At 57.1% G+C, this 14,276-nt stretch carries 11 protein-coding genes; 5 read left to right on the top strand and 6 right to left on the bottom strand.

Annotated features, from left to right (window positions below):
- Positions 1-49: 49 nt before the first annotated feature.
- A complete protein-coding gene (locus tag FHL07_RS02215) occupies positions 50-598 on the top strand; it encodes a cytochrome b (RefSeq protein ID WP_095000388.1) in 549 nt (182 codons plus the stop codon).
- Here FHL07_RS02215 and FHL07_RS02220 read toward each other — a convergent pair.
- Complete coding sequence (locus FHL07_RS02220) at positions 595-1,518, bottom strand: 1-aminocyclopropane-1-carboxylate deaminase/D-cysteine desulfhydrase (RefSeq protein ID WP_138738040.1); 924 nt, start codon at positions 1,516-1,518, stop codon at positions 595-597. The two genes, FHL07_RS02215 and FHL07_RS02220, sit on opposite strands and share 4 nt — an antisense overlap.
- A gap of 250 nt (positions 1,519-1,768) precedes the next feature.
- Here FHL07_RS02220 and FHL07_RS02225 point away from each other — a divergent pair, with 250 nt between their 5' ends.
- The 3 genes from FHL07_RS02225 to FHL07_RS02235 all read left to right on the top strand — a co-directional run bounded on the left by FHL07_RS02225 (position 1,769) and on the right by FHL07_RS02235 (position 7,031).
- Positions 1,769-3,700 carry a M60 family metallopeptidase gene (locus FHL07_RS02225; RefSeq protein ID WP_176464262.1) on the top strand — a complete coding sequence of 644 codons (1,932 nt, stop codon included), beginning with the start codon at positions 1,769-1,771 and terminating at the stop codon, positions 3,698-3,700.
- A 274-nt stretch (positions 3,701-3,974) separates the two neighbouring features.
- On the top strand, positions 3,975-5,870 hold the full coding sequence (mrdA, locus tag FHL07_RS02230; RefSeq protein WP_095000391.1) for a penicillin-binding protein 2: 1,896 nt from the start codon (positions 3,975-3,977) through the stop codon (positions 5,868-5,870).
- 105 nt (positions 5,871-5,975) lie between these two features.
- Positions 5,976-7,031 carry a tetratricopeptide repeat protein gene (locus FHL07_RS02235; protein ID WP_138738041.1) on the top strand — a complete coding sequence of 352 codons (1,056 nt, stop codon included), beginning with the start codon at positions 5,976-5,978 and terminating at the stop codon, positions 7,029-7,031.
- Between the two features lie 120 nt (positions 7,032-7,151).
- On the opposite strand, the gene FHL07_RS02245 is transcribed toward FHL07_RS02235, so the two are convergent.
- The 5 genes from FHL07_RS02245 to FHL07_RS02265 all read right to left on the bottom strand — a co-directional run bounded on the left by FHL07_RS02245 (position 7,152) and on the right by FHL07_RS02265 (position 13,680).
- Entirely contained in the window at positions 7,152-7,529 is a 378-nt protein-coding gene (locus FHL07_RS02245; protein ID WP_095000393.1) for a response regulator, read from the bottom strand.
- 66 nt (positions 7,530-7,595) lie between these two features.
- Positions 7,596-8,789: a hybrid sensor histidine kinase/response regulator gene (locus FHL07_RS02250; RefSeq protein WP_095000638.1), complete on the bottom strand. Its 1,194-nt coding sequence runs from the start codon at positions 8,787-8,789 to the stop codon at positions 7,596-7,598.
- Positions 8,783-9,370, bottom strand: coding sequence for a chemotaxis protein CheB (locus tag FHL07_RS02255; RefSeq protein WP_095000639.1), 588 nt, complete (start codon positions 9,368-9,370; stop codon positions 8,783-8,785). Before FHL07_RS02255 ends, FHL07_RS02250 begins: the two co-directional genes overlap by 7 nt.
- Positions 9,371-9,387: 17 nt before the next feature.
- Complete coding sequence (locus FHL07_RS02260; protein WP_095000394.1) at positions 9,388-10,203, bottom strand: CheR family methyltransferase; 816 nt, start codon at positions 10,201-10,203, stop codon at positions 9,388-9,390.
- Entirely contained in the window at positions 10,204-13,680 is a 3,477-nt protein-coding gene (locus FHL07_RS02265) for a response regulator (RefSeq protein WP_138738042.1), read from the bottom strand. It lies immediately after the preceding gene.
- 164 nt (positions 13,681-13,844) lie between these two features.
- Here FHL07_RS02265 and FHL07_RS02270 point away from each other — a divergent pair, with 164 nt between their 5' ends.
- Entirely contained in the window at positions 13,845-14,210 is a 366-nt protein-coding gene (locus tag FHL07_RS02270) for a response regulator (RefSeq protein ID WP_095024740.1), read from the top strand.
- Positions 14,211-14,276: the final 66 nt, after the last annotated feature.

The raw sequence follows: 14,276 nt of genomic DNA on the forward strand, positions 1-14,276 counted from the left end.
CTCCGTCAACAAGAACGGGGACTTTAGACCTGAACCGTGAGGAACCACCATGACCTGGAAAAGCACCGCCCATCACTACAGCCGGATGTCCATCGCCCTGCACTGGCTGATGGTGCTGCTGTTTATATTGATCTACGCCTCGATCGAGTTTCGCGGGATCTTCCCCAAGGACAGCGACGGGCGCAACCTGATGAAGGATGCGCACTTCATGCTCGGGTTGACGGTGTTTGCACTGGTCTGGCTAAGGCTGCTGGCCCGAACCCTGGGCGTTGCGCCGAAAATCACCCCGACACCACCCGCCTGGCAGACCGCTCTGGCCACTTTGATGCACTGGGCGTTGTACCTGTTCATGATCGCCATGCCGGTGCTGGGTTACCTGGTGCTGAGCTACAACGACAAGCCGGTGTACTTTTATGGTTTCGATATCCTGCCCCTGACCGCCAAGGACCCGGACTTCGCCAAGCAGATCAAGAGCTGGCATGAACTGGGCGGTACCATCGGTTACTGGCTGATCGGCCTGCATGCCGTGGCCGGTCTGGGGCATCACTATCTGATCAAGGACAACACTTTGCTGCGCATGTTGCCCGGGCGTTCTTAAAGCCCCAGGTCAAACCCCCGGCGGCCTTGCAGGCCGCCGGTGTGAACAAACACCACACGCATTCCCCGTGTAATGCCCCCCTTTTCAACCGCCTGGGCCAGTGCCATCAAAGCCTTGGCCGTGTAAAGCGGCTCCAGTGGTATGCCACTGGCCACTTCATTGGCCCGCATAAACGCCAGCAAGGCGTCGTCCACCTTGGCAAAACCGCCACGACTGGCATCGACCAGCTCAAAATTACGCTCCTGCAGCCCGCCAGCCTGCAAAATGGCCTCAACCTGCGGGGCCACGCCGTGGTCCTCGGGAACCGCCAGCGCGCCATATACCCGACGCCTACCCTCCTCGCCCAGCACCAGCCCGGCCAGGGTGGTGCCGGTCCCCGCGGCCAGCCACCAAGCGTCGTAATCTTGCCAACCTATAGTCGCCAATTGCTCGCGCACCCTGCTTACCAACGGCATGCAACCCAGGGCACCCGCCAGCCCGCCGCCCCCCTCGGGCACCTGATGCAGGTTCGGGTACAGGGCGTGCCACGGTTGCCAAAAGTCCGGCTCATGCCGCGCCCGATACCCGGCAAATCCCAGCCAGTGCAGTTGCATGCCAAAGCGCTCAAGGTCGAGCGTGGTGGGGGTTTGTTGAGGGTGACCGCGCAACAGCCCCACGGTGGCAAAGCCAAAACGCTTGCCGGCAGCTGCCAGGGCATGCAAATGATTGGAATGGGCGCCGCCCAGGCTGATCAGCCCGTCAGCCCCTGCTGCCCGTGCCCTGCGTAAATGGTCAGTGAGCTTGAACCACTTGTTGCCGCTGATCAGCGGGTCGATAAGGTCCAGCCGCAATACGGCTGCTTCGATCCCGGCCTGCTGCAGCCACTCTACGTTTAAAGGCTGCAAAGGTGCATGAGGGTACCAGTCGATCAGAGACAGCATTAAGGGTCGATTTCCTCTAAAAACAGGGATTTTACTTCATTGTCCCGTATTCAACATGCTTTTTGATACAGGCCGCTTACATATCAAGCCTGGCTAACTTTACCTACAACTTACGACTACAACATTAAAATGCCTACTAAATCACAAGAAAAAAACTCTATTCCCCAAGACCAAGCTCATGCAATCTGAGGGAGCTGGCAGACTACGCCGGTATCTTTCCCTACAAACAACTATGAAAAGACCGAAAGATATGAACATCAACTGTATTAGCGCAATGTTACTTGGCAGCCTATGTTCCTTGAGTGCATTCACCCCTGCTCTAGCGCAGGAGCAAACACTGTGGTGGAGAAGTCACGAGTCAAAGCCCGGATTCGTCGAAGCCCTGGCAGAATTCAACCTTTCACCACAATTATTGAACAGCGATCCCGACAAGGCCCTCACAGACAGCAATGATCCTCTGACACCCCTCTACTGGATCCGCAAAACACTAGAGCAATATACTGGCGACACCTCAGGAAATTACAAAGTACCTGTAACCGAAGGTCATACTAATGGACGAAACAGGACAAGCATGCATGGCAGGCATGGTTTTTTTACTACCCCTGTATTTTTGAGCACCTCACAGTCTGTAGAAATCACAAGAACCCCATCCGACAGCAATATAACTTGCAGTGCCTGGACCATCCCAGACTTCAATGTGCCTTCAAGTTTACATGATGAGCTCAGGCTCCCTGCTGCCCCGACCGAGTACACGGTCACTTACACAGCCTCCAGAAATGGGACTCTGCTGCTTTCGTGCCAAGACCCGACACGCGACATGCAGAACGCCGGAAAAATGATTCCCCTACACGTCAACAAGGGCAATGCACAACATGTACCGATGTTTATTTTTGGCATAACAACAAAAGAAGAATGGAAAACAACCCTCAGCCAACAGCCCAATCCATCAGGAGAGGTGCTGTTATTCGACGGGCGGACCCGCTTCTACATGCCAGCTAAAGTCGCTAACCGCAACAAGAACATTGACATTATGCGGTTAATGCGCGAGCACCTGCTCATGACACTGGTAAACGACCGGCTCAATGGATTTGACAGTCAGTCGATAGCGGCCCCGCTCGACTTGCCCACGCCAGGCTTGATCAATGCTTCTTATGCTGCATGTTGCAGTGCATCAGGTGGCCAGGGACTCATCAAGATCAACTTTGGCGGAGCTGCCGTTCCCACCTCATGGGGTTACTGGCATGAATACGGCCACATGAATCAGGTCGGATGGACGTGGGGGGGGCTCTCGGAAGTTACGGTCAACCTTTACTCAGTCGCCGCTTGCCGTCGCCTTCAAGGGTCGTATGAATTGAAGGACTGTCATCCGGGCGCTGCCTACTCGGACAAAACCTGGGATCGGGAATCCGTGGGCAACTATTTAAAATCAGGCAAGGCTTATAACTTTGACGGCGCAATTGAAGGAGGTGACTTTAATCGCTCGGTCATGTTCAACCAATTGGCGGCCTCCTATGAGAACCTTTACCCCCAACTTGGAAAAGCTTTTCGTAAAGAGTTCAACTATGCAGACAACGCGACTGCTTTCAATACCAACGCCAAGAAAAAAGATTGGTTCGTTGTCAATGCCAGTCGTTTTTCCGGCCGTGACCTAAGAAGCTTTTTCGACAAATGGGGGGTGGCTTACTCAGCCGAAGCCAGCAAGACCATCGCAAACATGGAACTGGCACAACCTTTACAACCTGTAGGAGCTGACACCCGCAATAACTGGGCTATCGCGGCAAACAGTGCAAGTTCAACACATGGCCAGATGCAGGATGGTAGTGCAAAAAATATTGCATACGTCGCATACAACATCAATGAAGGCCCTGTGGACTTGACATGGGCAGACTCCAACTACACGAAACTGATCGTGCCTGCCTGGGATCAATCAAATAAAATCAGTTACCTCACTTTCCGGGGCACACGCAGCAACGGGGGCTGTGCAAAACGCTCTTTAAACTCCGCGACTGGCTGTGCTCAACCGGGTTACAGCTATTGGAACATCGAATACCACCCTCAAGACAATCCTGGGCTTAAAGGCAACCTAAGAGGCCGTATTCAACTCGCTGCAAGGGATTGGAAGTTACCTGCCTGGGGTGCCCAACTGGATATCCCGTTTACAGTGGCTGATACATTTCAATAAATGTATTAACAGTCTGCGGGCACATGTATCCCCGCCAGCTTAAGCGTGGCTTGGCTGTAGTCCTTTTCGCTCGAAGGGAGGAGAGGACTACACGCTTTCTTGGTCGGAGTCCAAAGCCACTCAGCAGGCCCACTGCCCGTCGGCTTTCATCCACATTTCGGCCAATAAACTGACTCAAGCACAGGCTTCTTGGTAAGGTGTGCGCCGAATTTCGTAGCCAGCTAACGACCTGCTGGCTGCTGCTATCTGTTTTCTGACGCGAGACACCCCGGATATGCCTGAGCCGATCCCTCTTAAAGATCACGATTCCGAAAAACGGCTGGTCAATAAAAGACTGATCGCCTGTGCGGCGCTGGTGCTGGCTATCAGCTGCGCCCTGATCGGTCGCATGTATTTTCTGCAAGTCACCGAGTTCGACTACAACTCCACGGTCTCCGAGAACAACCGGGTGCACGTGTTGCCCATCCCCCCGGAGCGCGGTTTTATCTATGACCGCAACGGCGTGCTGCTGGCCGATAACCAGCCCAGCTTCAATATGACCATCACCCGCGAGCGGGCTGGCGATACCGCCAAGGTGCTGGATTCGGTGATCAGCATCCTGCACTTGCCCGAAGAAGATCGCGCCGTATTTGCCAAGGCGATGAAACAGGCGCGCCACCCGTTTGACCCTTCAACCCTGCTGTACGAGCTGACGGAAGATCAGATCGCCCTGCTGGCCGTCAATCAGTTCCGCCTGCCGGGTATCGATGTCGAGGCGCAATTTGTACGCCACTATCCCCAGGGCGATCACTTTGCCCACTCAGTCGGCTATGTCGGGCGCATCAACGAGAAAGAAGCCAAGCAGCTGAATGCCACTCAATACCGTGGCACCCAATCGATCGGCAAAACCGGCATCGAACGCTTCTATGAGAACGAACTGCACGGTCAGGTCGGTTTTGAAGAAGTCGAAACCAATGCACAGGGCCGGGTCATGCGCGTGCTGCGCCACACCGATGCGGTGGCGGGCAAGAACATCGTGCTGAGCCTGGATATCAAATTGCAGGAAGCCGCCGAGGATGCCCTGGGCGACCGCCGTGGCTCGATCATTGCCCTGGACCCGAAAACCGGCGAGGTGTTGGCGATGGTCAGCAAACCGAGTTTCGACCCCAACCTGTTCGTGACCGGTATCAGTTCCAGGGACTACTCGGGCTTGCGCGATTCCATCGACAAACCGCTGTTCAACCGGGCCCTGCGCGGGCTGTATGCACCGGGATCGACCATCAAGCCCGAGGTGGCGATTGCAGGGCTGGACAGCGGCGTAATTTCCGCCTCGACCCGGGTGTTTGACCCCGGCTATTTCCAGTTGCCCAATGTCGACCACAAATACCGCAACTGGAACCACAGTGGTGACGGCTGGGTGGATTTGAACGCGGCGATCATGCGCTCCAACGACACCTACTTTTACGACCTGGCATCCAAGCTGGGCATTGACCGCATGCACGATTACATGGCCGAATTCGGGCTGGGGCAAAAAGTCTCGCTGGACATGTTTGAAGAGTCATCTGGCCTGATGCCGTCCCGCGAGTGGAAGCGCAGCACCCGCCGTCAAGCATGGTTCCCTGGCGAAACAGTGATCCTGGGCATCGGCCAGGGTTATATGCAGGTTACCCCGCTGCAACTGGCCCAGGCCACCGCGCTGATTGCCAACAAGGGCGTATGGAACCGTCCGCACCTGGCCAGGACCGTGGACGGTACGCCACCGGTGGATGAACACCCGATCCCCAATCTGGTGCTGCGTGATCCGCGGGACTGGGATCAGGTCAATCACGCCATGCAGTTGGTGATGCACGACCCGCGCGGTATTGCCCGGGCAGCAGCCCAGGGCGTGCAATACCGGATTGCCGGCAAAAGCGGTACGGCGCAGGTGGTGGCAATCAAGCAGGGCGAGCGTTACAACCGCCTCAAGACCGCCGAGCGCAATCGGGACAACGCCCTGTTTGTTGGCTTTGCCCCGGCGGAAGATCCGCAGATCGTGATTTCGGTGATGATCGAGAACGGCGAAGCCGGTGGCCGGGTGGCCGGCCCGGTGGTGCGCAAGGTGATGGATGCCTGGTTGCTGGACAACCAGGGCCTGCTCAAGCCGCAGTACGCCAGCCCGCAGGTCAAGGGCCATGCCACGCCGCATGTGTGAAAGCCGCACCCTCGCCCTCAGGGTGAGGGTGGCCATGGCGATTTGACTCAAGCTCCCGAGTCACCCACTCTTGCACCCATATGCATGCCTGTTTCTGGATATTGGATGACCCAGCCCCGCCGTTACCTCGTAATCAGCCTTGTGTCAGCACTTGTTGCCGGCGGCCTCTGGTATTCGATGCGCCCTGATCCTGCCGCCCCTACTCCTTCGGTAAACCAGCGCTACTCCATCGCACTGGATATGGCCCATAACGGCAAACCCGGTGCCGCCCGCGTGCTTTACCAGCAACTGGCTCGCACCGACTTGACCGATACCCGCCGCGCGGGCCTGCATGCCGAACTGCCCAACTACCCGAGCCCGCAAGCGCTCAAGCTGGCCGACGCCGATTTGCATAATCCTTCACCCCTGGTACGCAAAGCCGCGATCCAGAGCATAGCCGGGCTGGTGCCCAACGCCCAGCGCACGCTATTGCTGGGACCATTGCTCGATGACAGTGAACAGAGTGTGCGTTTTGCGGCTGCCAATGCCCTGCTTGGTCTGTCGCCAGATGAACAGGGGCTGTACTTCGGCCCCTTGCAGCAAGTGGTCGACGAATTCGAACGCGACCTCAAGACCCGCCCCGATGATCCGCAGGCTCAAGGCCAACTTGCCCGGCTGTACCTGCATGAAGGCCAGCTGGACGACGCCCAGGCTGCACTGGAACAAGTCACCCGCCTGGACCCCGACAACCTCAAGGCCGTCGTTGCGCAAATCGAACTGCTGGACAAGCGCGGTAAAGCCGACCAGGCCCGGCAATTGCTGGCCAGACAACTTCAAGCCCATCCTGACTCAGCCTATCTGCAGCATGCCCTGGGCATCTGGCTGCTCAATCACGGCCAGACCGAGTACGCCCTGCTTGGCCTGGCCAGGGCCGTTGAGCTGGAGCCCGACAACAGTGATTACCGTTACAAACTGGCCACAGCCCTGCACGACCTCGACCAACTGGAAGCCGCGCAACGTCAGCTCGAAGAGCTGCTGCAACGCCAGCCTGCCAATCGCAAGGCTCGCGTGTTGTTGATTCGCTACTGGAAGGAGGCCGGGCAATTGCAGAATGTGCAGGTGCTGCTCGCGCAACTGGAGCAGCAAAACCCGGATGACCCGGCGTTGCAACAGGGCTTGTGAAGCACTGAACCTGCAGTGGCGGGCTTGCTCGCAATGCAGGCAAGCCGGCCTGTCTGAGGGGCGCGGGTGATGCCATCGCGAGCAAGCCCGCTCCCACAGGTTTCGGCATGAATCAGATGCTCAGGCCAGCAGCTTCTGGATCTGCGCCTGCAAGGTGTCGAGGTCGAACGGCTTGGCCAGGATCGGCGCCGTCAGGGTAATGGGGCTGCCCGTGTCGCGGATCTCGGCCGGGTAACCGCTGATAAAAATGACTTTCAGGTCCGGGCGCAGCTTGAGCGCAGGCTCGGCGATCTGTACCCCGGAAATCCCCCCCGGCAAACGGAAGTCGGTAACCATAAGGTCCAGATGCGGCTTGCTCGCCAGGATCTCGAACGCCTGTTCGCCGTTTTCGGCCTGCAAGACCCTGTAGCCCTCGCCCGACAGATAGGCGCTCAGGACCATCAGGATTGAAGGATCGTCTTCGACAATCAAAACAACATCTTGCGCATCTTCACTCATAGGAAACCTTAATTCATGCCATCGCTGCCAGTATGACCCCAGGCGCGGTCATAGGTTGCGCCCAATTTATGTCTTTTGTACCAACGGCAGGCAAACCCTGAATAATGCCCCCTCACCCAATGTACTCTGCACGCTGATGGTGCCGCTGTGCGCAGCCACAATCTGCTCCGAGATAAACAGCCCCAGGCCTAGACCTGCAGTGACATGGCTGGCTGAAACCCGTTCGAATTGCTGAAAAACCCGCTGCTGGTTTGCTTCGCTGATGCCGATGCCCTGATCGCGCACATCGACCACGGCTTGATCGTCGTCAATGTAAACAGATACCTCAATGGGCTTTTTCGCACCATAACGTAGGGCATTAGTCAGCAGGTTGCTGATTACCTGCTCGATCCGGAACTCATCCCACTGCCCCACCACCGGCTGCACCGCCGTGAAGTTGACACTTGATTGCGCTGCGCTGATCTGTGCGGAGAAGCTCTCCAGCAACTGTGCAACGACCTGGGCCAAATCAACCGGCGCAGGGCGGATAGACAGCTTGCCGGTGCGAATACGCGACACATCGAGCATGTCTTCAATCAAGCGAATCAGGCTCTGGATCTGGCGTTCGTCACGCTCGACCATGGCCTGCATTTTGTCCAGGGTAAATGCCGCGGCGTTGTCGCGGGCCAGGTGCATCTTGCGCAGCTGGGTCTCGAGAATCAGCCCGTTGAGCGGCGTTCGCACCTCATGGGAGACGATCGACATAAAGTCATCACGCATTCGCACAGCATGCTCCAGCTCCACCTGGGTCAACTGGAGCTGCGCCAGCAGGGTCTCCTGCTCGCGGCGGCTCTGCTCCAGTGCTTCGACCTGCTGCTTCATGGCCTTGCTCTGACGATACAGCTCAACGAACACGCTGACCTTGCTTTTGACCGCATGGATATCCAGCGGCTTGTGCAGAAAGTCTACCGCACCGCTTTCGTAGCCCTTGAAGGCATAGTTCATCTCACGGCCGGCGGCACTGACAAACACGATGGGGATGTTTTTGGTCTTGGCCGTACCACGCATCATCTCGGCCAGTTCAAAACCGTTCATGCCGGGCATCTGCACATCCAGAATGGCCATTGCGAACTCGTGCTGCAACAGCAGCGACAACGCCTCGTCGGCAGACAGGGCCTTGTAGACGAGGCGATCCTCACGCTTGATCAGCGCTTCAAGGGCCAGCAGATTTTCCGGCAGATCATCGACGATCAGCAGTTTGGCTTGAATATCATTTAGCAGCATTGGATATGTTCCAGCTCGACAAGCAGACGGCCAATGCCGCGCAAGGGAAGGATGCAGTCCGGTTGAAAAAGCTCCAGGGCTGCGCGGGGCATGGTCGATACATGGGCTTCGTCCGGGTCCTGGATAATGGTCAGGCCGCCCGCCTGCTTGACCTGGCTCAGCCCCAGCGCACCATCGCGATTGGCACCTGTCAGCAATATCGCGGCCAGGCGTTGTTGATACACGTCGGCCGCAGACTCAAAAAGGTAATCAATCGCAGGTCGCGAAAAATGCACCCTCTCCTCCTGGCTCAGGGAAAAACTCTGATCCTGCTCCACCGAGACATGGTAGCCGGGCGCGGCAAAATACAAGGTACCCGGCTCGATCGGCTGCTTGTCCTGAACCTCCCGCACCGGCAGGGCCACGCGCTTGGCAAACACTTCTGCCAGCTGGCTGCGGCGCTCGTCGGGCAAGTGCAACACCACGATGATCGGCAGACAATAGCCAGGTCGCAAATCGCCCAGCAGGGCCAGCAAGGCTTCGACCCCGCCCGCCGAGGCACCGATCACCACGGCTTCTACTGGTCTGTGTGCAGCCATCAGGCTGTGCCGGGCTGTCATAGCTTGCGGTAGATCCGTTCTTGCTTGAGCACCGGGGTGAACTGTTTGCTGTAGTTCGAAAAATCCAGGGTTTCCTTGCTGCCCAGCATCAGAAAGCCACGGTGGCAGAGCGATTCATGAAACAGGCCAAAGGCTCTGTTTTGTAAATCTTTATTGAAGTAAATCAATACGTTACGGCATGAAATTAAATTGGTTTCTGAAAACACGCTGTCCGTTGCCAGACTGTGGTCGGCAAAGGTCACGTTCTCACGCAACGTCTTGTCAAAAATCGCGTAGTCGTAGGCGGCGGTGTAGTAATCGGCAAACGAACGCTGACCACCGGCCTTCTGGTAGTTGTGGGTATAGGCGCGAATGTTCTCCAGGGAAAAAATCCCCTGCTTGGCTTTTTCCAGAGACCGCGGGTTGATATCAGTGGCGTAAATGATAGTGCGATCCAACAAGCCTTCTTCGCGCAACAGGATGGCCATGGAGTAAACCTCCTCACCGGTGCTGCACCCCGCAATCCAGATTTTCAGCGACGGGTAGGTCTTGAGGATGGGCACCACCTCCTGGCGAATGGCCAGGAAGTGTTCCGGATCGCGAAACATCTCGCTCACTGGAATGGTCAGGAACTGCAATAACTGCATAAAGGCCGTAGGGTCATGCAGGATGCGCTCCTGCAAGGCCGAAATGGTCTGGCAATCGAACTGACGCAATGCATGATTGACCCGGCGCTTGATCGAAGCGCCGGAGTAATCGCGAAAGTCGTAACTGTATTTGAGATAGATCGCTTCAATCAGCAACCGTAACTCGATATCGGTGTTTCGTTGCACTTAGAGTCGTTCCATTTTCGGTAGCCAGACCCGGATCAACGAAAACAGTCGATCCAGATCGATAGGTTTGGCCAGGTAATCATTGGCGCCTGCCTGCAGGCAACGCTCCTGATCGTCCTTCATCGCCTTGGCCGTCACCGCAATGATTGGCAGCTTGCGCCAGCGCGGGTTCTTGCGAATTTCGACGGTGGCCTCGTAGCCATCCATTTCCGGCATCATCACGTCCATCAACACCAGGTCGATGTCTTCAACTTCATCCAGGCGTTCGATGGCTTCGCGGCCATTACGGCCGATCACCACAATGGCGCCTTTTTGTTCCAGTGCGCTGGTCAGGGCAAAGATATTGCGGACATCGTCATCCACCAACAGAATCTTGCGCCCTTCGAACACCTTGTCGCGGCTGCGGGCGGTCTTGAGCATTGTTTGCCGCTCATGGGACAACTGAGATTCAACTTTGTGCAGAAATAATGTCACTTCATCGAGCAAGCGCTCCGGTGAGCGGGCGCCCTTGATGATGATCGAGCGCGAATACTTGCGCAGTTCAGCCTCTTCATCGCGGGTCAGGTTACGCCCCGTATAAACAATAACCGGCGGGAACGAGCAGATTTCCTCGGTGGACATGCGCTTGAGCAAGTCGTTGCCGAGCATGTCCGGCAGTTTGAGGTCGATGATCATGCAGTCGTAGATCGTGTCGCGCAGCAGGTCCAGTGCCTCCTGGGCAAAACCTACGGCGGTGATTTCAATGTCATCGTCGCCGATCAGGCGGGCAATGCTGTCACGCTGCAGGTCGTCGTCCTCTACCAGCAGCACGCGCTTGACCTTCTGGGTCAGCTTGGCTTCCAGGCGGGCGAAGACGTTTTTCAGCTCTTCACGGGTGGTCGGCTTGACCGCGTAGCCCACCGCGCCCATATGCATCGCGGCCTCGACCCGATCCTCGACGGAAATCACATGCACCGGTATATGCCGGGTCGGCGCAAGGGCCTTGAGGCGCTGCAACACGGTGAGCCCCGAGTGGTCCGGCAGGCGCATGTCCAGCAGGATGGCATCGGGAATAAACTGTGCGGCCAGGCTGAAACCTTCGTCGGCACCGTGGGCGACCAGGCAACGATAGCCGAGTTCATGTGCAAGATCGAAGAGGATATGCGCAAAGTTGGGCTCATCTTCAATTACCAGGATGCAACGCGTGGCAAACGGCGCCTGCTCGCGATCATCCATAAAGCGCGCAATCTCTACCGGTGGCACAACGACGGGTAACGGCTGAGACCTGAGGGCCGCGGGTGCTGGCCGTGGCGCGGCAGTGGCGGACAGTTGCGCCAACTCCTCGGCCGACTCCACATATTGCTCCGGCAGCACCAGGGTAAAGGTGCTGCCCTGCCCCGGCTCGCTGCTGACCGTGATCGAACCACCGAGCAAGGTCGCCAGGTCGCGGGAAATCGACAGGCCCAGGCCAGTTCCGCCGTAGCGGCGGTTGCTGGTGCCATCAGCCTGGCGGAAGGCTTCGAAAATGCTTTCCTGCTGATCCGCGGCGATGCCTATGCCCGAATCGGTCACAGCAAAGGCCACTCCTTCTCCCGGCTCACGGGACACGACCAGGCTGACCTGGCCTTTCTCGGTGAATTTGACCGCATTGGACAGCAGGTTTTTCAGGATTTGCTCCAGACGCTGACTGTCGGTGTAGATCATCGGCGGCGTGCCGGGTTGAACTTGCACGTCAAAGCCCAGGATTTTTTCACCTGCCAGTGGCTGAAACATCCCGCGCAAGCCTTCAACCACACGCCCGACGCTGGTGTTCTCGGGGCGCACTTCAAGCTTGCCGGCTTCGACCTTGGAAATATCCAGAATGTCGTTGATCAGGTTGAGCAGGTCATTGCCCGCCGAGTAAATCGACTCGGCAAACTTCACCTGCTCTGCGCTAAGGTTTTGCTGCGGGTTCTCGGACAGCAGCTTGGCCAGAATCAGCGAGCTGTTCAACGGCGTGCGCAGCTCATGGGACATGTTGGCGAGGAACTCCGACTTGTACTTGCTGGAGCGCTGCAACTCATCCGCGCGGTCTTCAAGCTGGATCTGGACCCGGTTCAGCTCGGTGTTCTTGCGATCCATCGCGTCACGCTGGCCAGCCAGCTCTTCGTTGGTCTGCTCAAGTTCCGCCTGCTGGGTTTCGAGGCTGGTTTGCGACTCTTTGAGGATGCGCGACTGCTCTTCGAGTTCTTCGTTGGCGGTTTTCAATTCTTCCTGCTGGACTTGCAGCTCCTCGTTGAGCTGCTGGGTTTCGGCCAGCACTTCCTGCAGGCGCTGACGATAGCGGGCAGCTTCGATCGAAGTGCCGATATTGTCGGCAATCAGTTCGAACAGCTCGATATCGCGCGCGCTCAGCGGGCGCAGAAACCCCAGCTCAATCACCCCGTTGACCCGGTCATCATCACTGGTCGGTACCACCAGCACACTGTGCGGGCTGCCCTGGCCCAGCCCGGAGGTTACTTTGAGGCTGTAGTCGGCAGGCACATTGTCCAGACGAATCAGCTTGTCCTGCTGCGCGGCCTGCCCGACGATGCCTTCGTCGTTGTGAATCAGCTGGTCCTGTACCTCTTGCTCACGGGAAAAACCGTAGCTGGCCACACGCTTCAGGCCGCCATGATCTTCACGCACGTAAACCGCCGCCACCACCGACCCCAGATACTGGGCGCAGAATTGCAGGATATTGCGCCCCAGCATATTCAGGGTCAGACGCCCCAGCACCTGTTCGGCCAGTTCAGTCTGACCGTTGCGTAACCACGCCTGCTGCTCCAGGCGCTGCGCAGTCTTGATCTGCGACTCGAAGACATTGTTGTAACTATTTGAAAGCTCTATTAAATCTCGACGCCCTACATAGGCCAGAAAGCCGCTCAAGCCCAGTACAAAACACAGGTACAGGGCGATACAGATAATCGTGGTACGGCTGACGTCTTCACTGCGCGCCATGCGCAGTTGCTGCTCCATTTGAATAAAATCGTCATATTCCTTACGGATTTCATCACTCAGGCGCTTGCCGCGTCCGGCCTGCACTGCCGAACGGTAGTCACCGTCCTGGCGGCGCAGGTCGACCATCGACTGTGCGTAGACATTCCACTCATCCTGCAACGCTTCAAGACGCTTGAGGCGGTCAATCTGCTGGGGGTTATCGCTGACCAGCTCCTGCAAACCTTTTAATTGCACATTGATTTGCGGCTTGGCGACGGCATAGGGGTCGAGGAAATGCTCATCACCGGTGATGAGAAAACCGCGCATGCCGGTTTCGAGGTCGACCGTCAGGCGCACCGCGTCATTGGCATTGCTGATGACCCGATCACTGTGCTCGACCCACCTGATCACCGACAGCAAATAGCTGACCATAACCACAAACAATGCAGCACTGAGCACACCGACGGCCAAAGGCAAACCGACGTTGCGACTCAGGAGCTTGCGAAAGCTTCGCTCGTCGATTGATGCAGGTGCGTTCATTTTCAGGCCCGTGACAGTCATAAAAAACTGGAGTTTGCCGGATTATCGAGCAATAGTTCTAATTTCTTACCTTTAAATACGTTTTTACACACATAGGGAGGCAGGTGAAGGCTATGCTTACTCGCTGTGGCAACTGCGCTTAAATTTTTATCGAGATCATGATTATGTCCGCAACACCCTCCACCATCCTTGTGGTCGAAGACGACGCCATTGTTCGCATGCTGATCGTTGATGTACTGCAAGAACTGGAGTTCAGCGTGCTTGAAGCCGATGGCAGCGAGCGCGCTCTGGAACTGCTTGAGGACACAGCCCGCAACATTGACCTGCTGATGACCGACGTTGGCCTGCCGGGAATGGACGGCCGCACACTGGCTGCCAAGGCCCGCGAACTGCGCCAGACATTGCCAGTGCTGTTTGCCAGCGGCTACGCCGAGACCCTGGAGATTGCAGAAGGCATGGCGGTGATCGGCAAGCCTTTCTCCATTGACCAACTGCGCGCAAAAGTCAAAAGCATGCTGATCAATGCATGAGAAGTCTGTGGGAGCGGGCTTGCTCGCGATCGCGTCACTGCGGTGCCCCTGAAAGACCGCGTTACC

Origin of the sequence: Pseudomonas sp. FSL W7-0098, assembly GCF_005930585.1 — a bacterium.
GTDB classification, from domain to species: Bacteria; Pseudomonadota; Gammaproteobacteria; order Pseudomonadales; family Pseudomonadaceae; genus Aquipseudomonas; species Aquipseudomonas bubulae.